Source organism: Flavobacterium artemisiae (assembly GCF_042678225.1).
GTDB classification, from domain to species: domain Bacteria; phylum Bacteroidota; class Bacteroidia; order Flavobacteriales; family Flavobacteriaceae; genus Flavobacterium; species Flavobacterium artemisiae.
In genome coordinates, this window is sequence record NZ_JBHUDZ010000016.1 from 427,962 (window position 1) to 448,630 (window position 20,669).

Consider the following 20,669-nt stretch of genomic DNA (forward strand, 5'->3'; position numbering starts at 1 on the left):
CTAATTATTTAAAAATTCTGTCTAAAAATTGTGTTGTATATGTAATTGTCTGAGTGAACCAAGGTTCAAAAAACCAAAAGGAATGCGGTGAATCTTCTATAGTTTTTACTTCATTATATATTTTATGCTGCTTCAAAATCGCAATCATATCATCTCGTCCTGCATGAAACCTCGGAATACTGCTGCAGATAAAAAGTGTCGGTGGTGTATTTTTATCGGTGTGTGTTAAGGCTGAAGCCATTTTCCAATTCTCTGGAATTTCGTCCGATTTTCCACCTAACCAAAAAGCGGCCATATCGCCCTCAGATGATTCAGGATGTTTGAATGCTAATACGCCGTCTACATCGATTATTGCATTTACTTTTGAAGTAGATTTACTTTTAAAAGCTTTATCTTCAAAAATCGGATTGTTATTTGTTGTACCAATCAAAGCTGCCATCTGACCGCCCGAAGAACAGCCTAAAACCGCAATTTTGTTTGGATCTACATTAAATTTTCCTGCATTATCTTTTATAAACCGAATCGCATTTTTGACATCAATAACGCCTGTTGGATATTTTGCTTCTAATGACAATCTGTATTCTATTGTAAAACAAGAGTAACCTTTTGATGCCATTTCTCTGGCCAAAAACTGCATCTGATCTTTATTTCCAGATCTCCATCCGCCGCCATGAATCATAACAACCGCTGGATTTCTTTTTTTCTTTTTATTGATGAAAGCATCCAAATGCAAAACTCTCTCCTGATCTTTATTGTAAACCAAGTCCAATTGTTCCTGAACATCTATATTTGGTTTAAGTTCTGGAATGGTAATAAACGGGTATTTCTTAATTAATTTGGCATACGTGCTTTTTATAGTATAAGAAGTATCAACCTTATACTGCTGACTTTGAGCTCTTACACTACTTAAAAGTATTAAAAAAATTACGCCTATTTTTCGCATTTCAATCTTTAATTTTTTAGTTAAGAAAGGAGTTCAACCAAAGTCAAACTCCTTTTTAACTTTCTTCAAAAAACAAATAGTCTCTAAACTATTATCTTATTAATAACCTGGATTCTGTGGAAAATCTTTGTTTTGATTTAAATCTAAAACACTCTGTGGTATTGGTCTTAAAATCTTAAGTTTTCCATCGATACCCACAAAATTGGCTGCCTTAATTTTATAATTATGAGCCGATGCTCTTGCTACCAAAGTTCCTGTGCGTTTTAAGTCAAACCATCTTTTATATTCTCCTAATAATTCTCTTCCTCTTTCATCTAAAATATAATCAATATTAAACTGAGCTGCTGTTGCGTTTGCTACGCCTGCTCTTCTTCTTACTTCGTTCAAACGGTCTAAACCTGTTGCAGGCACGCCAGCTTTAAAATAAGCTTCGGCAGCAATTAAATAGGTTTCAGCTAATCTTGAAACAATCACATCTCTTGTACTAACCGGTCCCGTACTTGATGGCGTTGTTGGATCTGGATCGTCAAATTTCTTAACTGGAATAGTATAGCAGTCTAAGTTTTTAATTAACGTATGTGCTGCAGAATATTCTCCCCAAGGATGGTAAACAAATGTTGCCGATAATCTAGAAGCATTTGTTGTCATCCAAGTTGTTTTGTCTGCTGGTGTAAACCATTTTGGCTCATAAAAATGTCTCACTTTTAATGAAGCAGGATTTGAGCTTCTGTAATATGGATAATACAAAATTGTTTTAGTAACTCCGTTTGTAGTTTCAGGACCTTCAAGAATCTCTGTCATAAAAGTAGCGTCCCATCTTTTATCTCCTTTTTCATATAATCCTAAAGCATAATCTGTTGGACATAAGTTATAACTTCTTAACGGCGCTCCTGTTTCTGCTCCTCCTAAATAAGAACTGAAATAGTAGAATTGATTGTTTCCTAATTTAGTCGGATCTGTGCTTGTTGAAGCTTTATCGTATTGTACAGAAAAAATAGTTTCTGCATTTAGATCGTTTCCTGGTTTGAATACATCTGCTGTTGCAACGTTCAAAGCTTGTCCAGCGATTGCGGCATCTGCATAAGCTGCCGCTTTTGAGAAATCATCTGCTTTACCAAAAGTTTCATATCCTCTTGTTAAGTAAACTTTTGCCAATAAATCGTTGACCGCTCTTTTGTTTACTTTTCCAGATGTGCTGTACGCAGTCGTACCAACATTCGCTAAAGCAAAATCTAAGTCTCCAATAATTTGTGCATAAACTTCTTCTGCCGTATTTCTGGTAAAAGATAAAACTGGTGTGGTAATATGCTCATTTACAACAGGAACTCCACCATAAGTCTGCACTAATAAAAAGTACGCCTGCGCTCTTAAAAATCGTGCTTCTCCTACCTGAGAATTTAAAATTGTGGTCTGTTCCGTTACTGTTGAATAATAAATAGTTTTATTAACTGATTGAATCAACTGATAACATGGATTGTACAAATCTGCCACATTATCTGATGATGGAATTAAAAGCGTGTACTGACTCAAACCTGCAGGTTCTGGAGTTCTACCCTCTGCATACATATCGGTTCCTGATTCAAACAACCACGGATTTCCTCCATAAATGCCTTTAAGCCAAGCGTAATTTGTATTAACTAATAACTGAAATCCAGATGCTGTTTTATAAGTTGCATCTGCGGGTACATAAGAACGGCTGTCTTCTTCAATATAATCACTGCATGAACTTACAGAAACAGCAATTATTCCTAACATTATTATTATTTTTTTCATTTGATATCTTTATTAAAATTTAACACTTAACCCTAATTGCGTTGTTACAGATGCCGGGCGGTTTACACCAAATGGCGAAGCTGCCCATTCTGGATCATATCCATCAAATTTTGTAAACACAAATGGGTCTAGAACATTCACATAGATTCTAAAATTGCTGATTTTAAGTTTCTTCAACAATTCAGAATTTAATGTGTAACCTAAAGATATATTTTTGATTTTTACGTAAGAAGCGTCTCTGTAATATCCAAACAAAGATGTCCAATAAGCTCCAGCTCCAGTTGCAACCGGTCCTGGTCTTGGGTTGGTATTATTTGCATTTGCTTCGATTCCTGTTCCGTTAGTCGGAATAAAGTAGTCCATTGCCAATTTTTGACGACCTCTATCACTTACGTCTGCAAAGTTTTGGTGAAATGTACTCAAAACAGTCTGTCCTTGACTTGTGATTACAGAGAAATTAAAGTCAAACTGACCAACGTTTAATTTAGAATAAAAACTTCCCTGCCATTCTGGATTCGGGTTTCCAATTACCGTTCTATCATCTTGATTAAATTTACCATCACCATTTAAATCTTTTGGTCGCGCCTGTCCTGGAGCCATTCCGTAAGATGCTGCTGCCGCTGCTTCACTTTCCTGCCAAACACCATCATAAACATAATTGTAATTTGGATTTAATGGCGCACCAAGAATCAGTTTGTTACCAATATCACTTACTTTGTCTTGATTGTAAATAGACTCTAATTTGTTTACGTTTTTAGTAAAAGTAAAAGTCGTTTCCCAAGTTACCAGACGAGATTTGATGTTTTTAGTCGTTAATAAAACCTCTACTCCTTTATTACTTACAGAACCAACGTTGGCAAAAGTGTTTTTCCATCCTGTTTCTGCTGGCAATTGTTGTTTGTAAATCAAATCTTCTGATAATCTGTCGTATACGTCAACAGAACCTGAAATTCTATTTTTTAAGAATCCGAAATCAAGACCTAAATTGTACTCTCTTGTTTTTTCCCAAGTAAGATCTGGATTTGCCAAATTTTCTGACTGCCATCCTGAAACTACGTTTGCACCAGCAGCATAAAAAGTCTGCTGATTTAATAACGCTTGAGAAGTATAAGGCGCTACGTTATCGTTTCCTGTATATCCGATACTTGCACGAAGTTTTAAATCAGAAACAACCGAACTATTTTCTAAAAACGATTCTTTGCTTAATTTCCATCCTAAAGCTAAAGATGGGAAACTCTGCCATTTATTTCCTTTAGATAAAACAGAAGAACCGTCCCATCTTGTTGAAGCTGTTACTAGATATTTATCTTTAAAAGCATAATTCAAACGAACAGCGTATGAGTTTAGAGTGTTTTTTGCGAAAGAAGATTTGACAACATAACTTGTCTGAACTCCAGAACCCATATTATCTGTTCCAACATCAAAAGGTTGATTGTTAGAATACAATGAAGAAAATTCATCTGTATTCGAATACAAACTCTGCAATAATAACAAACTAAAATCGTGAGACTGATTAAAAGTATGTTTGATATCAATTTGATTGTCCCAAGTATAATTGAAGTTATTAAAATTCTCAAGAGTTGCCGAATTTTTTCCGACTAAAGTTACCCCCGCATTTGTTTGTGCAGTATAAGCTTTTGAATTTTTTGTATCCATAACTCCCGCGGCAAAAGTGGTTTTGAACGAAAGCCATTTTAAAGCCTGATACTGGAAATAAGCATTTCCAACAGTCTGCCATGTTTTTTCTGTTTGCGAAGAATTATCAATTTCCATTAAGGGGTTAACCGTTGATGTTTTGTTGATTGCCCAAGAACCATCAGGATAGGTTAATTTTCCAGGAAGGAAAAACAAAGTTCCTACCTTTTCATTTCCTGCGGCATCAATAGCCCAGGGAGACATTAAAGGACTTAACCTAAAAGCGTCCTGCATCGCTAAATCACTTCCTAATTGGTTATCTAATCTCGCAATTGTAACGTTTACACCAGTAGAAAATTTGTCATTTATTTTGTGATTTAATCCTAATTTGAAAGAGTATTTATCTGTTGAGTCATTATCAATTAGACCTCTGTCACTTTGAATACCAAAACCTAAGTTGTAGCTCATACCAGACTCTGAACGACCAGAAATATTTAAATAATTATTCTCTGTCATTCCAGATTTTAAAACAGCATCGTACCAGTCAAAGTTGTAACCGCTGTTGGCACGAGATACTAATAACGGACTTTGATTTCCTGCTAAAGTAGCTAATTGTGCTGGAGTTTGTGTCTGAGGCGTTGCGCTCATGTAAGCCACTTGGTGAAACTTCCACCATTCTTCTCCCGTCATCATTTTTGGTAATCTCGTTGCTGATTTATTACCGTATGAAGTATCAAAAGTTACACTGATACCAGCTTTAGCACTTGTACCACTTTTTGTAGTTACTATAATAACTCCGTTAGATCCTCTAGAACCATAAATTGCTGCAGAAGAAGCGTCTTTTAAAACGTCCATTCTGGCAATGTCCTGCGGGTTTAAAAAGTCAATTCCGTCCATCGGAACACCATCTACAACATACAACGGTGATGAACCTACCTGACTTGGGTTACTAGAATCGGCAATTAAAGAGTTATTTCCTCTAATTACGACTTTAAATCCGTCTCCTGCTCGTCCAGAAGAAGATGAAATCTGAACCCCTGGTGTACTTCCCTGAATAGCTTCAAGCGGATTAATTGTATTTCTTTCCGTAATCGTTACAGCACTGATTGTACTTACAGATCCTGTTAAATCTGTCTTTTTTACAGAACCGTACCCCACAACCACAACTTCTGTCAAAGCGTTTGATTGTTCGGCTAAACTTACATTTATTTTTGATTTTCCGGCAACACTAATTTCTTGTGTTTGAAATCCTAAATAGCTGATTACTAAAACAGCCTTTGGATTGTTTACATTAATCTTAAAACTTCCTTCAAAATCTGTTGAAGTTCCGTTTTTAGTTCCCTTTTCATTAATATTTACCCCCGGCAGCGATAATCCGGCTGCGTCGGTAATTTTCCCTTCTATTGTTGTAGACTGTGCGCTAGTGGTATTACACAACAGTAAATTCAGGAAAAACAAAAATACAATACTGTACTTCTCTTTTTTCTTAGATAGTTTTTTAAAGTTCATAATTTGGTTTAATGGTTTAAGTGGTTAATTGATAGTTACTAATTAATTGATTCTACTTTTTTGTCATTGATATAAGTATTTATAAAGTTTATGTTTTTTACGTTTTTTAATAAATAGATCGAATCTACTTTCTCTATTTTTACATTTTTAAGTGTAATATTTTCTACTGGAGATTCTTTGTAACCTTCAGCCCATACACTGTATTTTCCACCGTTTTTTACTGTTACATTTTCTAAACTGACATTTCTTATGGTCGGAATAAAGTTTCCTGTTTGTGAGCCGTATACATTGTAAAACATGTTCAGTTTTAAAACACATTCTTTTACAACTCCTACTTCCAGATTTCTAACATAAATATCTTCTATTACGCCTCCTCTTTTTGAATTGGTTTTGATACGAATAGCGCGATCCAGATTCGGACTGTCCATTACACAATTCTCGACAAAAACATTGTTTACGCCCGCAGAAATTTCACTTCCAATTACAACACCACCGTGACCGTCAATCATTTTGCAGTTTTGTACAATGATATTTTTACTCGGAATCGCCACTCTTCTTCCGTCAGCATCGCGTCCGGCTTTAATAGCGATACAATCGTCACCGGTATTAAAAGTGCAGTTTTTAATTAAAATATTTTGAGAATATTCCGGATCACAACCGTCATTATTTGGTCCGTGGCTGTTTACCGTTACACCATCAATAATCATATTGTTGGTTTTAATTGGATGTAAAATCCAAAAAGGAGAATTTATTACCGTTATGTCTTTTATTAAAACAGTATTACATTCAAAAAATTCGATAAAATTAGGACGCAGATATCTTCCTTCTCCAAAAACTCTTTCAGAAACTGGAATGTTTTTCTCCGCCATATCAACTAAAACTTCACGATTTGACGGGTCATTTTGAGACGGAATTCCTTTTTTCCATCCGTATCCTTTTCCTCCAGACCAGATCCACCAGTTGGTGCTGTCTGCCTGTCCGTTTAAAGTTCCTTTTCCAGTTATGGCAACATTCGTTTTTCCTTTCGCATAAATAAGCGGCGAATAATTCATTACCTCCGTTCCTTCCCAAGAAGTATGTACAATTGGATAGTTTTTTGGATTTAAGCTGAAAAGAATTTCTGCCTGATCTTCTAAATGAAGGTTTACATTGCTTTCTAAATGAATAGCACCTGTCAAATATCTTCCGTTTGGCACTAAAACTATTCCTCCGCCTTTAGAAGCACATTCTTTTATAGCTTTTTCAAACGCAAGGGTGTTTAATGTTTTTCCATCGGCTATGGCACCAAAATCATTAATGTTATACGTTTTTGCAGTAAATTTTGTTTGTGGAATGCTTTTAATAACCAATTCCATTTTCTTCCAAGGATCATTTGAAGAAACAGACGCTGTCTTTTCTGCACAAGAGATAAGCACCACAAGACCAGCAGTTAAAAATACAATCCATTTACAAATTTGAGTTTTACGTGTAATCATTATGAAGTATTTTTCTTATTGGGCATCAAAAACACATATTTTATGTAATCGATTACACGAAAATAGAAAAATTGTTCTTACACACCAAATTTATTTAGAAAAAAAATGTATATTTAATTTTTATTGTAAAAAATAATTACATTTAATGCAAAAAATCATATAATTTATTATCATTGTATAACTGAAAACGTTTTAGTTATTTATTTAGGTAATCGATAACAATTTCAATTTGATAATAAAAAAATGTATTTTTGTCTAATAATAATCTGATAAACTTTTTTTCATGAGTGAAAAAGTAACTATTTACGATATTGCCGAAAAGCTGAATATCACTGCTGCTACCGTTTCTAGAGCGTTAAATAACAATCCAAAAATTAAAGAAGCAACACGTGAATTAGTTTTAAAAACTGCCGCTGCAATGAACTACAAGCAAAATAAACTTGCTTTGGCACTTAAAAGCGGCCGTAGTAATAACATCGGAGTTATTGTACCACGTATAGACAGTAATTTTTTCGCCTCGGTAATTAGAGGTATCGAAGAAGAGCTTTACCCCCACGGTTACCAAGTCATTATCTGCCAGACTCATGAAAGTATCAAAAGAGAAAACGAAAACCTGCATACGCTTGTAGATGCACAGGTTGACGGAATTATGATGTCTGTTACGGGTATTTCTGATGAAAATGATAGTGCTTTTAGATATGTTTTAGAGAAAAATGTACCCTTGATATTCTTTGACCGTAGCAAACACATTGATGGTGTAAGTTCTGTTACTATTAATGACTTTAAAGGCGGTTACTTAACTACCAAACATTTGATTGATGAAGGCTGTAAATCTATCGCTCATTTCTCTGGAGATCAGTCACTAGATATTTTCAAAAACAGGTTTTTAGGTTATAAACAAGCTTTAATTGATAACGGCCTTGAGTTTAAAGAAGAATATGTTATTTATACAAAAAGTAGCGTGGATGCAGGAAAAGAGGCTGTTGACAATTTACTTAAATTAAAAACACCGCCTGACGCTATATTTTCTTCGAGTGATTTTGCTGCTTTGGGCGCTATTCAGGAACTTCAATCTAGAAATATCAGCATTCCGAAAGAATTTTGTGTAGCTGGTTTTAGTAACGAACCATTTACAAAGTTTATGGAGCTTTCTATAACTTCTGTAGATCAATCTCCGCTTGAAATGGGCAAAATGTCTGCTCGTGTTTTCTTAGAACAAGTAGACAAAACTGATACTATTAAAATCGAGAAAAAAGTGGTCTTGGCACCAGAATTATACATTCGTAAATCTTCAACAAGAACTAATTCTTAATTTTTTTTTTCACCATATAAGTTATATAAGCTCATTTTAGAATGGGCTTTTTTTATTCAATATTCGGAGAAGTGAAATATTTATAACAAAAGATAAATTGTTACAGCATAAAGCTCCGGAAGAGCGACATATTTTCTGCAACTTAAATATGTCGCTCCTCCGGAGCTTTTGTTTGTCTGTCTTATTGCAATTCTATAAATATTTTGCTCCTCCGGAGCTTTCTCAAAAAAAAAAAAAAAAAAAGACGCACTACTGTGCGTCTCTATATATAACCTTTGCTCCTTTGTCTCTTTGAAACTTTGTCGCTGTGAAACTTTGAATCTAAAAATTAAAGCGACACCCCTCTTTTCCAAGGAATAAAATCGTTTTGATTTAAAATCGCAGCTTTTGTTTTTACCGTACCACTAGCAATATCGATAATAGTTTCAAGCATTTCATCAGCCATTTCTTCGATCGATTTTTCACCTTTGATGATTCCACCAGTGTCAATATCGATGATATCAGACATTTTTGCTGCTAACTCTGAGTTAGAAGATATTTTTACAACCGGTGCAATTGGGTTTCCTGTTGGAGTTCCTAAACCTGTTGTAAATAATACCATATTAGCTCCTGAACCTACCATTGCAGTTGTACATTCCACATCATTTCCTGGCGTACATAGTAATGTTAATCCTGGCTCGTTAATATACTCCCCATAATCATAAACACCAGCAATTGGAGATGTTCCACCTTTTTTAGCCGCTCCTGCCGATTTCATAGCATCAGTAATCAAACCGTCTTTGATGTTCCCTGGAGAAGGATTCATATCAAATCCTGAACCTGCGTCTACAACTGTTTTTTCATACCATTTCATTAAATCTAAGAAACGTTTTCCGTCTTCGTCATCAACACAACGGTTTACTAATTCTTGCTCTACACCACACAATTCTGGAAACTCAGAAAGAATTGTCGTTCCTCCTAATGCTGCCAATTTATCAGACAATACTCCTAATGTTGGATTTGCAGAAATTCCAGAGAATCCATCAGATCCACCGCACTCTAAACCAATTCTTAATTTAGATAATGGCGCTGGTTCTCTTTTAATCTCATTTGCTTTTTTGATTGCTTCAAAAGTATCTTTTACAACACTGCTCAACATCGTTTCAATTGTTCCGATAGACTGCTGATCGTAGATTAAAACCGGCTTTTTACTGTTTGGATTAATAGCATCTAAAGCATCTTTGAAAATAGAAATTTGAAGATTCTGGCATCCTAAACTCAATACAGTCGCTCCAGCAACGTTTGGATTGTTTACATAACCTGCCAAAAGCTTAGCCAAACTGTGAGAATCCTGACGAATTCCACCACAGCCACCTTGATGCGTAATGAATTTAACCTCAATATTGTTGAATAAGTTAGCGTCGTTTGAAGCTTCTTGATTTCCTGCTCCACCAGTTTCTGATTTTACTAAAGAACGAAGTAACAATTGATAATCGTTCTCTTTAGGTTTCATCAACTCTTTTTCGAAAATATCTTTTAAGATTTCAATATTTCTGTTTTCACAAAAAACCAACGGAAAAAACAACCAAACATTCTCAGTTCCAACCTGTCCGTCTTCTCTGTGATAGCCCTGCCACGTTCTATCTTTCCATTTATCAACATTTGGAGCATTCCAGCCAATCGTTTCTGTTTTTCCAGTTACTTTATCACTTTCGTGTTTTACGTTTGCAGTAGAAAGCAATCCGCCCTTTTCAATTCGAGCACTTGCTTTTCCGACCAAAACACCATACATAATGATTCTGTCTCCTACATTAAAAGGAACCATTGCAATCTTATGTTTCATTTTTACATCAGACTCAACAGAAATTGATTCTCCTTCAAAATCAATAACTTCGCCTGCAGTAAGATTCACCAAAGCTACCGCAACATTGTCGGTAGGGTGAACTTTTATTAGTTTTTTCTGCGTTGCCATAATTAACCTTTGTTCTTTGTTCTTTTTGTTTTTCTTTTATTTTAAACAATTGAGTAAAATTGTATTTTCTCAATTTTACTCAACCTTGAGATTTAAATCTGTGTAAATCTGCTTTAATCTGCGTGAAAAAATCGATACGCAAAAAATATTTCACGCTCCCATAGCTATCGGGATTAAAAAAGATTTCAGCAGATCAAATTAGATTTTCTTTATTCAAATCAGATCTATTTTATTCTCTCTTGAAACTTAGCAAAGCCAGTTTCAACACCATTTGCATCAATTTCTTCTAATGCAATTGTTATCGCTTTTGTTAATCCAGGAATCTCTGTTAAATCTTCTCCCCAGAAACCTTTATTTTGTAATGTTAAACGAGCAATTTTCTCGTAATCATCCGACTTCCAAAGTCCGCTAAAGAACGTTATAATATCTTCACCATCTTTAACAGGTAATTCTTCTCCATTCCATGTTCCTTTGTAGAAACGAATTAAACTCGCGAATGAAAAAGTCAAATTAACAGGCAATTTTTTGTTCGTATTATAATACCCTAATAAACTAGGCAAAACTCTTACTTTGAATTTCGATACAGAATTTAATGCAATATCAGCAAGTGCATGTTTGATAAATGGATTTTTAAATCGGTCCATCACTTCCTCACAATATGCAGTGATTTCATTTTTATCCATATCAAGAGTTTCACTAATTTCACTAATAACGCTATTTACAAATTTTCCAGTAAAATCTCCGTTAACAGTTTCCATCACTAATTTGTTACCATACAAAAGCGAAAAAGGAACCATTGCCGTGTGAGAACCGTTTAAAATACGAACTTTAATCATTTTAAAAGGACGTATATCATCAACAATTTTTACATTCAAATCCGTTTTATGAAAAGGCAATTTTGCTTTTAAAGCATCTCCACCTTCAATAGCCCAAAGGAAAAAAGGCTCAGCAGCAACAATTAAATTATCCTGATAATCTAATTTATTATTGTATTCTTCAATTTCAGCTCTTGGATATCCAGGAACAATTCTGTCCACCAAAGTACTGTGATATGTACAAGCATCTGATACCCAAGTTTTAAATGCATCTTCTAATTTCCATAAATCAACATATTGTAAAATATATTTTTTAAGTGTCTCTGAGTTATAATCAATCAATTCACAAGGAATGATTGTTACTCCTTTCGAAGCATCACCATTAAAATGTTTAAATCTTTCATATAATAAAACCGTCAGCTTTGCAGGAAATGACACTGGCGGCTGCATGTCTGGAGTATCACTTTCAATGAATTCAATTCCAGCTTCAGTAGTATTAGAAACAATAAACTGAAGCTCTTCTTCTTTGGCTAAAGCCAAATAATTTGCAAATTCAGTATATGGGTTTACAGTTTTTACAATATTATTAATTAACTCAATATTTTGTATTTTTTCGCCTTTTTTAATTCCGTTCATAAACAAAGTATACAAACCGTCCTGATCATTGATCATGTTTACCATACCATCTTTCAAAGGCTGAACTATTGCAATACCGGCATTAAAATCTACTTCGTTATTTAGTTTGTGAAAAGCGTAATCTACAAAAGCTCTTAAAAAGTTACCTTCTCCAAACTGAACTACCTTAATTGGCTGTAACTTTTCTAATCCTGTATTTATTCTATTTAATTTTTTCATTTTAAAATTTCTTTAAAGTGTTTTAAATAACCACTATAAACCTTATTTCTTTTGTCTTTTTTAAATTGTAAATGAAACATTACACCCGTTTTGAGTAAAACTAAACCTGCTGTGAGGAGTGACAGATTAAATTTTGCAAGTATAATGTTCAATTACAATCTCTAAAAATCTAAAAAAAACTTATAAAATAAGGAGTTGGCATGATTACTCCTTAGTCTATTTTCTAATGTCTTTTATAATGTTAAGTACTTCACTGACTTTTGCAGTCAAACCGTCGAAGTCTTTGTTTTCTAATATATCTTTTGAAATAAGCTGTGAACCCAAACCAACACAAGTTGCTCCGGCATTCAGCCAAGAACTTAAACTTTCTTTTGTCGGATAAACACCGCCAGTCGGCATAATGTTTGTCCAAGGACATGGACCTTTTATCGCTTTAATAAATTCTGGTCCGTAAATATCTGCTGGAAATAATTTTACGATTTCACAACCCAATTCTTCCGCTCTCGCAATTTCAGTTAGAGTACCACAGCCTGGTGACCATAATACTTTTCTGCGATTACACGCAATTGCGATGTCTTCTCTAAAAACCGGAGTTACAATAAAATTTGCTCCTAAACTCATATACAATGAAGCCGACGCTGCATCTGTAATAGAACCAACTCCTAAAATCATTCCTGGAAGTTCTGCCAAAGCGTATTTGTTTAAAGCTCCAAAAACTTCATGTGCAAAATCGCCTCTGCTTGTAAATTCCATTAATCGGGAACCTCCATCATAACAGGCTTTTAAAACTTTTTTACTTAATTCGATATCCGAATGAAAAAACAACGGAACCATTCCGTTCTCTTTCATTTGAGATGCTACTTCAATTCTTGAATATTTTGCCATTTTTATTTTAAAATTATCTTGATACTAATGCAGAACCATCACCATCAATCATATTCTCAACTTCTTTTAAAGTAACCAAGTTGTAATCTCCTGCAATTGTATGTTTTAAACAACAAGCTGCAACTGCAAAATCCAAGGCTCTCTGGTTATTATTAGTGTATTGTAATAGTCCGTAGATTAAACCGCCCATAAAAGCATCACCGCTTCCAACACGGTCTACCACAGGTGTAACTTCTTTAACTGCCGCGCTGTGAATTGCTTTTCCATCATACAAAATACCGCCGATTCTTTGGTGAGATGCACTTACAGAATAACGAAGCGTTGTTGCCGCAATCTGCAGATTCGGGATCAGTTGAAACAATTTATCGTATACAGCCGGAAGCGATTTTTCATCCTGATAATTCGGATTTACTTTCGGAATTCCCAACATGAAATACGCCGTGTCAATATCTCCTAAGATCACATTGCTGTATTGCAGCATTTCCGGCATTACGTCGCTTGGTGTTTTACCGTACTGCCATAATTTTGATCTATAATTTAAATCGCAGGAAATTTTTATTCCTTTTTTATGAGCCACTTTAATAGCTTCTAAACAAGCTTCTCCAGCACTTTGTGAAATCGCCGGAGTAATACCGCTCCAATGAAACCATTCTGCACCTTCCAGAACTTTGTCCCAGTCAATCTGACCTTTTTGAATAGTTGCCATCGAACTGTGGGCACGATCATACACTACATTACTGCCGCGAGTTCCTGCACCAGTCTCTAAGAAATAAATTCCTAAACGCTCTCCTCCAAAAACAATATTTTTAGATTCAACATTCATTTTTCTAATTTCTTTTAGTGCTGAAAAAGCAATTTCGTTTTCTGGTAATCTGGTTACAAACTCAGCATTTACGCCATAATTTGCTAAAGAAACACAAACATTAAATTCGCCGCCGCCGTAAGTAGCACCAAATGCTGATGATTGTGAAAAACGTAAATGTCTCTCTGTCGAAAGACGAAGCATGATTTCTCCAAATGCAACTACTCTACTCATGTTATATTTATTTTGCCACAGATTACAAAGATTAGAAGGATTTAAAAACTTAGCGAACCTTGCGTAAATCTTTGCGAACTTTGCGGTTAAACTTTAATTAAAATTTGAAATACTCTTTTGCGTTGTTGTATGAAATATCAGAAACTAATTTTCCAATCCATTCTATATCATTTGGCAATTCTCCTCTTTTGATTTCGTCACCCAAAAGATTACATAAAATACGTCTGAAATATTCGTGTCTTGGAAATGACAAGAAACTTCTTGAATCTGTCAACATTCCCACAAAACAGCTGATTAATCCCATGTTTGACAATGCATTTAACTGTTTTGTCATTCCGTCTTTTTGATCCAAGAACCACCATCCAGAACCAAATTGTACTTTTCCGCGAACACTTCCGTCGTTGAAATTTCCAATCATCGTTGCCATAACTTCGTTATCAGCTGGATTTAAGTTATAAATGATTGTTTTAGTCAATTTATCTTTGCTGTCTAAAGCATTTAAGAAAGCCGATAATTTTTGTGCCTGCGGATAATCTCCGATAGAATCCCATCCTGTATCTGGACCTAAGATTCTGTGCATACGAGCATTATTGTTTCTTAACGCTCCTAAGTGAAACTGCTGCACCCATCCAAACTCATGGTATGTTTCTGACAAGAAAACCAAAATAGCACTATGAAATTTCAATACTTCTTCTGGAGATAATTCGCCATTTTCTCTTTTCTTTGTGAAAATAGCATTTACTTCACTTTCTGTAAAGTTTTCGAAATCAATTTGGTTTAAACCGTGATCACTTAACTTACATCCGTTTGCATTAAAGAATTCAATTCTTTTTCTTAAAGCAGACTGCAAATCAGCAAAAGTGTTAATTGCAATTCCGGACACATCCCCTAATGTGTCCAGATATGCATTATAACCATCGTTAGCAATTAAGATGGCTTTATCAGGTCTGAAAGCCGTACTCATTTTAATTCCAGTCGAATTATTAGCGAATTTTTGGTGAAACTCTAAAGTATCAATAGGATCTTCTGTAGTACAAACTAATTCAGCGTTTACTTTTTTAAGAAGGTTTTGCGTGCTGTACGCTTGAGAATTTATTTTTTCTGAAGTTTCTAAATAAATTTTCTCAGCTGACTTTTCATTCAATAAATCATAAATATCAAAATAACGAGCCAATTCTAAGTGCGTCCAATGGTATAATGGATTACGCATTGTGTACGGAACTGTTTTTCCCCAGTTTAAGAATTTATCTTTATCTGAACCATTTCCAGTTACAAACTGCTCGTTGATTCCTAATGTACGCATTGCACGCCACTTGTAGTGATCTCCGTTAATCCAAACCTGAGTGATATTTTCAAAGATTTTATCTTCGGCAATAAACTGTGGATTTAAGTGATTATGGTAGTCAATAATTGGCTGATTTTTAGAGTAATTGTGATATAACTCTTCAGCATATTTATTTTCTAATAAAAAATTATCGTTGATGAAAGTCTGGCTCATGTCTTTTAAAATATAATTTGAAAATTATTCTTCGTTTGAAGGTTTTCCGATTGTCGCAAGGATACCACCGTCAACATATAAAATGTGACCGTTTACAAAATCACTTGCTTTTGATGATAAAAATATTGCAGCTCCTGCTAAATCGCTTGGATCTCCCCATTTAGCAGCCGGCGTTCTGCTGATGATAAAATCGTTAAACGGATGTCCGTCAACTCTAATTGGTTTTGTCTGTTCTGTTGCAAAATATCCAGGCCCAATTCCGTTAATTTGAACATTGTATTTTGCCCATTCCGTTGCCATGTTTTTAGTCAGCATTTTTAAGCCTCCTTTTGCAGCAGCGTAAGCCGAAACAGTATTTCTTCCCAACTCACTCATCATTGAGCAAATGTTGATGATTTTTCCTTGTCTTCTTGCAATCATTCCTTTCGCAACATGCTTAGAAACGATAAACGGACTTACTAAATCAATATCAACCACTTCTCTGAAATCTGATACTTCCATATCTAACAATGGAATTCTTTTGATAATCCCAGCATTATTGATCAATATATCGATGGGTCCAACTTCAGTTTCAATTTTAGCAACAGCTTCTTTTACTTCTTGCTCTTCAGTTACATTAAATTTGTAACCAACAGCATTAATACCTTCGCTTTTTAACTCTGCTACAGCATTATCAATTTTTTCCTGAGAAGAATTTCCGTTTACTACAATTGTAGCACCCGCCTGACCTAATCCTTTTGCCATTGCCATTCCCAGTCCGTGTGTACTTCCTGTGATAAGGGCAACTTTTCCTTTTATATCAAATAAATTTGTCATTTTCTTATCTTAAATCAGTGATTTTACAAACATCCATATCTCCGTAGTCTAAGTTCTCTCCAGCCATTCCCCAGATAAAAGTATAGTTGCTGGTTCCTGAACCTGAGTGAATCGACCAAGGCGGTGAAATTACAGCCTGATGATTGTTCATCCAGATATGTCTTGTTTCTTGCGGTTGTCCCATAAAGTGACAAACGGCCTGATCTTGTGGAATATCCAAATAGAAATAAACTTCCATTCTACGATCGTGAACGTGCGCCGGCATGGTATTCCAAACACTTCCTGGTTTCAATTCCGTCATTCCCATCTGCAATTGGCAAGTTGTAACCACACTTCCAATAATCATTTGGTTTACGGTACGGTGGTTTGCCGTTTCCATTGTTCCCAATTGTAATTTATTCGCTTCTTCTAAACTTACTTTTTTAGTTGGATAAGTTGTGTGCGCTGGAGCAGAGTTTAAATAGAACTTTGCAGGATTGCTCTTGTCGTCACTTTTAAAAACCACTTCTTTATTTCCAGCTCCGATGTACAAAGCATCTTTAAAACCTAACTCATAAACAGTTCCTTCAACAACTACAGAACCGCTTCCGCCAACATTGATAATTCCTAATTCTCTTCTTTCTAAGAAATAAGGCGCCTTTAACGGATCAATAGTTTCTAATGATAAATCACCTTTTACCGGAACTGCAGAACCTGCAATGTATCGATCGTAATGTGAATAAACCAGAACTACTTCATCTTCCTGCATTAAGTCATCAATTAAGAATTCTTCTCTCAATTGCTGTGTATCATATTTTTTAACTGCTTCTGGGCTTGACGCGTATCTTGAACTATATTTTGTCATAATTTTAAATTAATGTAATCGATTGCACAAAATTATATTTTTAAATTTAAATAGCATAATTCAAATCAAAAAAAATCTACTTTTTTATTGAAAAAGCTATTAAAGATCGGTAATTGGACGGTATTTTGGAACTAAGGTTTTCATTACGATCCATCCTGTTAAGTAACAAACTGCACAGATAGAAAAAATAATCATGTAACCTGAATTAATACCATTTGCAACAGTCTCTCCTGCAGTGGTTAGCGACTTTAAAAACTCTTCTAAATTTGCTACACCTCTTTCTGCCAGAAAAGCTTTTTCTGTTGCTGCATTTTGAAGCTGCGGATATTTTTCTAATAATGGCTGACCGTTAATAGTACTCCAATTTCTTTGTGTAAAGTCAAACAATACACCAGAACCTTTGTTGATAAGTGTAGAACCTATTCCTCCAGCTAATCCGCCGATACCTGTAATCGTTGCGATTGCTTTCTTAGGAAACATATCTCCTACTGTAGTAAAAATATTGGCAGACCAAGATTGGTGAGCTGCGCCCGCAATACCAATAATAATTACCGGAACCCAGTAACTGATATACCCTAATGGCTGCGCTGCTAAAGCTAATAGAGGAAAAAATGCAAAAATCAACATAGAACGCATTCTACCTTCATACGGATTCATGCCTTTTTTATCAACAAAATAAGTTGGCAGCCATCCTCCGATAATTGACAGTAAAGTAATCATATAAAGCACAAATAATGGGAATGCAGCTTGTGTAGAATCCATTCCGTAAACAGAGCTTAAATATGCTGGCGTCCAGAACAAAAAGAACCACCAAACTCCGTCGGTCATAAATTTACCAAATGCAAAGGCCCAAGTTTGTTTGTATTTAAAACAGTCTTTAAGTGCCACTTTAGAACTTGTATCTTTTACAAATCCTGCTATTTTACTATCTGCAATATCATCTTGCTGAATATATGCTAATTCCTCTGGAGAAACTTTAGAATGTCTTTCTGGTTTATCATACATAAACATCCAGAATCCCATCCATACAAATCCCAAAGCACCAATGATAATAAATGACATTTCCCAGCCAAAAGATTTTGCAATAAACGGAATACTCACTGGAGCCGCTAAAGCTCCAACAGTTGCACCAGCATTAAAAATACTAGTTGCAAAAGCCCTGTCTTTTTTAGGAAAATATTCGGCTGTTGTTTTGATCGCTGCAGGAAAGTTTCCAGCTTCACCAACTGCCAAAACAAAACGCGCAAAGATGAACAATGCCACACTCACATTAATCACTAAAGCCGTATCCTGTACAGTACTTATTACTTCTTTTGAGCCGTGAAAGCCTACAAACCAATCTCCTGTAATGATTCCAGAAGTTGCAATACCGCAAAAAGCATGAAGACAAGCTCCTATAGACCAGATTCCAATTGCCCAAAGAAATCCTCTTTTGGTATCTAACCAATCTACAAATCGTCCAGCAAACAATAATGAAACTGCGTAAAATATAGAAAATAAAGCTGTTATATCGCCATAATCACTATTTGTCCAATGAAATTCTGGAGCGATAAAATCTTTCCAAGTCAACGAAAGTACTTGTCTGTCTAAATAATTGATGGTTGTTGCAAAAAACAACAGTGCGCAAATACTCCAGCGGTATTTTCCTGATGCTTGTACGCTTTGGTTCGTTGTAACAGCTTCGGTTTGATTCATAGTAAGTCGGTATTATAGTTTTGTAAATCTTGGTATTTTTTCGATTAAATTTATCTTCGTTTAAAAAGATTAAAATCAATCTCTTACTTCTAAAAAGTCAAATTAATGTAATCGATTGCACAAATATAGTTTTTAATCTGTATATACCAAATAAATTATATATAAAATTATTTTAGCACACAAAATAAACATATCATTTAAAAAAAACTATCCAAAATTACACATTAAATAATATATTTGTTAAAAGCTACAAGGTGAAATTTATCCGAATTTGGGGGTAAAAATGTCCCTAAAACATTCCTTTTTGAAAGATATTTTTGCTTAATTTTCAAATTCTGAAAAGAATTTAAATACACTTTTTAGTCAGCATACTTAATTCATTATAAAACAATTAATTACAACCAAATTGAAAACTATAAAAAAACACTTTTTAAAAAAAATAGCACTAAGTTTTTTGCTGTATTCGGCGGTTACAATCGATTTAAATGCTCAGAATCAAACTATTCCTTTGTGGAATAAAATTCCAGACGAAATAAAAGCTCCAGATTACAAAGAGAAACCAGATCTAAAAGATGGAAATCTGCAAAGTACAAGCCTTGTTTCGATCCCAACATTGAGCATTCATGTTCCGAAAGAAGGAAATAAAACTGCAGTAATTATTTGCCCAGGCGGCGGTTACACACATTTGGCTTTTGATAAAGAAGGAACCAAAATTGCACAATGGCTGAATAGTTTAGGAATAACCGCTTTTGTTTTAAAATACAGACTGCCAAGCGATTTGATTATGAAAAACAAAAATATTGGTCCGTTACAAGACGCGCAGGAAGCCATTCGTTATGTGAGACAAAACGCAGCAAAATGGAATTTAGATCCGAATAAAATCGGAATTATGGGATTTTCTGCTGGCGGACATCTTGCTTCAACAGCATCAACACATTATGAAGATAAGGTTTATGAAAGCACCTATAAAGTAAGTGCAAGACCAGACTTTTCACTTTTAATTTATCCTGTAATTTCAATGCAGAATGACATTACGCATAAAGGTTCACAAATCAATCTTTTAGGAGAAAAACCATCTCAGGAATTGCTTGATTTCTATTCTAATGAAAAACAAGTGAATGCAAAAACGCCTCCAGCATTCTTAATTCACGCAACAGATGATACGGTAGTTATTCCAGAAAACAGCATCAATTATTATTTGGCTTTAAAGAAAAACGGTGTGGGTGCCGAAATGCATATTTACGAAAAAGGCGGCCACGGTTTTGGTTTAGGCGTAAAAGATACCAGCCAATTCTGGACAAAACATTGCCAAGAATGGCTAAAAACACATAATTATATTCATTAAACAAAAGGCGAAACGGTATTGGTTTCGCCTTTTTTGTTTAGATAAAAATCTATTTATATTTTATTTCAATGAAAAAAGGGTTTTTAAATTCAGTCCGTCGACCAAATATAAAAACCCTTAAAAATTAGACATTCTTGTAAATTTTGCAAATTCACACTATTTATCCACGATCAAATGAATTATGTCAAACTTCAAATTAAAAAAATTGTTTCTCCAAAAACAGTTAACATCAAAAATAAAAACGCACCATTATAAAAAGGTAAAAAATGGTGTTTCTTTCAA

The 20,669-nt window shown here is 34.7% G+C and carries 14 protein-coding genes; 2 read left to right on the forward strand and 12 right to left on the reverse strand.

Features of this window, described 5'->3' with window-relative positions:
- Positions 1-4: 4 nt before the first annotated feature.
- From ACFSC2_RS18155 to ACFSC2_RS18170, 4 genes are all read right to left on the reverse strand, one after another.
- Positions 5-943 carry an alpha/beta hydrolase fold domain-containing protein gene (locus ACFSC2_RS18155; protein WP_379815756.1) on the reverse strand — a complete coding sequence of 313 codons (939 nt, stop codon included), beginning with the start codon at positions 941-943 and terminating at the stop codon, positions 5-7.
- A 99-nt stretch (positions 944-1,042) separates the two neighbouring features.
- Complete coding sequence (locus ACFSC2_RS18160; protein WP_379815757.1) at positions 1,043-2,716, reverse strand: RagB/SusD family nutrient uptake outer membrane protein; 1,674 nt, start codon at positions 2,714-2,716, stop codon at positions 1,043-1,045.
- A gap of 12 nt (positions 2,717-2,728) precedes the next feature.
- The gene (locus ACFSC2_RS18165; protein ID WP_379815758.1) at positions 2,729-5,860 is read right to left on the reverse strand and encodes a SusC/RagA family TonB-linked outer membrane protein; all 3,132 of its coding nucleotides are present in this window, start codon (positions 5,858-5,860) and stop codon (positions 2,729-2,731) included.
- A 38-nt stretch (positions 5,861-5,898) separates the two neighbouring features.
- Entirely contained in the window at positions 5,899-7,335 is a 1,437-nt protein-coding gene (locus ACFSC2_RS18170) for a glycoside hydrolase family 28 protein (RefSeq protein ID WP_379815759.1), read from the reverse strand.
- 283 nt (positions 7,336-7,618) lie between these two features.
- Here ACFSC2_RS18170 and ACFSC2_RS18175 point away from each other — a divergent pair, with 283 nt between their 5' ends.
- Positions 7,619-8,647: a LacI family DNA-binding transcriptional regulator gene (locus ACFSC2_RS18175; RefSeq protein WP_379815760.1), complete on the forward strand. Its 1,029-nt coding sequence runs from the start codon at positions 7,619-7,621 to the stop codon at positions 8,645-8,647.
- Positions 8,648-8,975: 328 nt separating this feature from the next.
- On the opposite strand, the gene ACFSC2_RS18180 is transcribed toward ACFSC2_RS18175, so the two are convergent.
- From ACFSC2_RS18180 to ACFSC2_RS18215, 8 genes are all read right to left on the reverse strand, one after another.
- A complete protein-coding gene (locus ACFSC2_RS18180) occupies positions 8,976-10,598 on the reverse strand; it encodes a UxaA family hydrolase (RefSeq protein WP_379815761.1) in 1,623 nt (540 codons plus the stop codon).
- A gap of 224 nt (positions 10,599-10,822) precedes the next feature.
- Positions 10,823-12,268 carry a tagaturonate reductase gene (locus tag ACFSC2_RS18185; RefSeq protein ID WP_379815762.1) on the reverse strand — a complete coding sequence of 482 codons (1,446 nt, stop codon included), beginning with the start codon at positions 12,266-12,268 and terminating at the stop codon, positions 10,823-10,825.
- A gap of 216 nt (positions 12,269-12,484) precedes the next feature.
- Positions 12,485-13,153 carry a bifunctional 4-hydroxy-2-oxoglutarate aldolase/2-dehydro-3-deoxy-phosphogluconate aldolase gene (locus ACFSC2_RS18190; RefSeq protein WP_379815763.1) on the reverse strand — a complete coding sequence of 223 codons (669 nt, stop codon included), beginning with the start codon at positions 13,151-13,153 and terminating at the stop codon, positions 12,485-12,487.
- A 13-nt stretch (positions 13,154-13,166) separates the two neighbouring features.
- Positions 13,167-14,189, reverse strand: coding sequence for a PfkB family carbohydrate kinase (locus tag ACFSC2_RS18195; RefSeq protein WP_379815764.1), 1,023 nt, complete (start codon positions 14,187-14,189; stop codon positions 13,167-13,169).
- 97 nt (positions 14,190-14,286) lie between these two features.
- On the reverse strand, positions 14,287-15,687 hold the full coding sequence (uxaC, locus tag ACFSC2_RS18200; protein WP_379815765.1) for a glucuronate isomerase: 1,401 nt from the start codon (positions 15,685-15,687) through the stop codon (positions 14,287-14,289).
- Between the two features lie 24 nt (positions 15,688-15,711).
- A complete protein-coding gene (locus tag ACFSC2_RS18205) occupies positions 15,712-16,503 on the reverse strand; it encodes a gluconate 5-dehydrogenase (RefSeq protein ID WP_379815766.1) in 792 nt (263 codons plus the stop codon).
- A 4-nt stretch (positions 16,504-16,507) separates the two neighbouring features.
- Complete coding sequence (kduI, locus tag ACFSC2_RS18210) at positions 16,508-17,347, reverse strand: 5-dehydro-4-deoxy-D-glucuronate isomerase (RefSeq protein ID WP_379815767.1); 840 nt, start codon at positions 17,345-17,347, stop codon at positions 16,508-16,510.
- A 99-nt stretch (positions 17,348-17,446) separates the two neighbouring features.
- Complete coding sequence (locus ACFSC2_RS18215) at positions 17,447-19,042, reverse strand: MFS transporter (protein ID WP_379815769.1); 1,596 nt, start codon at positions 19,040-19,042, stop codon at positions 17,447-17,449.
- Between the two features lie 406 nt (positions 19,043-19,448).
- On the opposite strand from ACFSC2_RS18215, the gene ACFSC2_RS18220 reads away from it, so the two are divergent.
- Positions 19,449-20,387 (forward strand): alpha/beta hydrolase, encoded by a 939-nt coding sequence (locus ACFSC2_RS18220; RefSeq protein WP_379815770.1) that lies wholly within the window; start codon positions 19,449-19,451, stop codon positions 20,385-20,387.
- Positions 20,388-20,669: the final 282 nt, after the last annotated feature.

Excerpts from the sequence above, each read along its gene's own strand:
- ACFSC2_RS18175 (WP_379815760.1), top strand. The coding sequence starts at position 7,619 with ATGAGTGAAAAAGTAACTATTTACGATATTGCCGAAAAGCTGAATATC.
- uxaC (WP_379815765.1), bottom strand. The coding sequence starts at position 15,687 with ATGAGCCAGACTTTCATCAACGATAATTTTTTATTAGAAAATAAATAT.
- ACFSC2_RS18185 (WP_379815762.1), bottom strand. The coding sequence starts at position 12,268 with ATGAAAAAATTAAATAGAATAAATACAGGATTAGAAAAGTTACAGCCA.
- ACFSC2_RS18190 (WP_379815763.1), bottom strand. The coding sequence starts at position 13,153 with ATGGCAAAATATTCAAGAATTGAAGTAGCATCTCAAATGAAAGAGAAC.
- ACFSC2_RS18160 (WP_379815757.1), bottom strand. The coding sequence starts at position 2,716 with ATGAAAAAAATAATAATAATGTTAGGAATAATTGCTGTTTCTGTAAGT.
- ACFSC2_RS18165 (WP_379815758.1), bottom strand. The coding sequence starts at position 5,860 with ATGAACTTTAAAAAACTATCTAAGAAAAAAGAGAAGTACAGTATTGTA.
- ACFSC2_RS18195 (WP_379815764.1), bottom strand. The coding sequence starts at position 14,189 with ATGAGTAGAGTAGTTGCATTTGGAGAAATCATGCTTCGTCTTTCGACA.
- ACFSC2_RS18180 (WP_379815761.1), bottom strand. The coding sequence starts at position 10,598 with ATGGCAACGCAGAAAAAACTAATAAAAGTTCACCCTACCGACAATGTT.
- kduI (WP_379815767.1), bottom strand. The coding sequence starts at position 17,347 with ATGACAAAATATAGTTCAAGATACGCGTCAAGCCCAGAAGCAGTTAAA.
- ACFSC2_RS18155 (WP_379815756.1), bottom strand. The coding sequence starts at position 943 with ATGCGAAAAATAGGCGTAATTTTTTTAATACTTTTAAGTAGTGTAAGA.
- ACFSC2_RS18170 (WP_379815759.1), bottom strand. The coding sequence starts at position 7,335 with ATGATTACACGTAAAACTCAAATTTGTAAATGGATTGTATTTTTAACT.
- ACFSC2_RS18215 (WP_379815769.1), bottom strand. The coding sequence starts at position 19,042 with ATGAATCAAACCGAAGCTGTTACAACGAACCAAAGCGTACAAGCATCA.
- ACFSC2_RS18205 (WP_379815766.1), bottom strand. The coding sequence starts at position 16,503 with ATGACAAATTTATTTGATATAAAAGGAAAAGTTGCCCTTATCACAGGA.